Annotated in this window: 1 protein-coding gene; it reads right to left on the reverse strand. The window is 53.5% G+C overall.

What is annotated here, in order from left to right; translation table 11 throughout:
- A partial coding sequence (locus tag AUR66_RS12975; protein ID WP_157533114.1) for an ABC transporter permease subunit occupies positions 1–348 on the reverse strand: 348 nt, incomplete at its 3' end.
- Positions 349–619 lie beyond the last annotated feature (271 nt).

The following is a 619-nucleotide window of genomic DNA, read 5'->3' on the forward strand; positions in this document are numbered from 1 at the left end:
GAGTACGAGAACTGCAGCGACTATCGCCGCGCCGATACCGAGAAAGCGCCCCGTTGCTTTCCCGAACAGTATCTGAGTTCGCGTTAGCGGCATCCCAAGAAGGAATTTGATACTGCCCCTCGTTCGTTCACCAATAAGGGACTGATACGACAGGAGGAGAGCACCAATCGGGAGCAACAGACTAGCACCGATTTGTACGTACCCGGTGGTGATGTTACGCCCGACTGCGTCCCACCCTGCGTACGTTGGTCGGAATCCCCAGAGGACGACGAGAACGGCGAGTATCCACGGCCCCTTGGAGGTGAGGACTGTCCGAAATTCACTGCGTGCAAGCGGGAACCATCGCATAAGAGAATGGACAGAGAAACAACACATAAGAACTGCTTTTGGTGTTGGCATCCGCTGGGAGACTTTCTTCACTCAGTGACGGGAGAGCTTGTTCGAGAATAGTCCTCAGTTGCTTTGTTCAAACCGATCTATTCTGTCAGGTATAGTGTATAGGATGGAGAGGTTGTCACATCCAATGATTGCCTGTAAACGACTACTGATCGGGTGACCCATGGAACACTCGCGTGGACCCCTGTCTTGAGCGGTCACGTTCACGTCGGCGTTGAGGCTA

The organism is Haloferax profundi (assembly GCF_001469865.1).
In the GTDB taxonomy this organism is placed as follows: domain Archaea; phylum Halobacteriota; class Halobacteria; order Halobacteriales; family Haloferacaceae; genus Haloferax; species Haloferax profundi.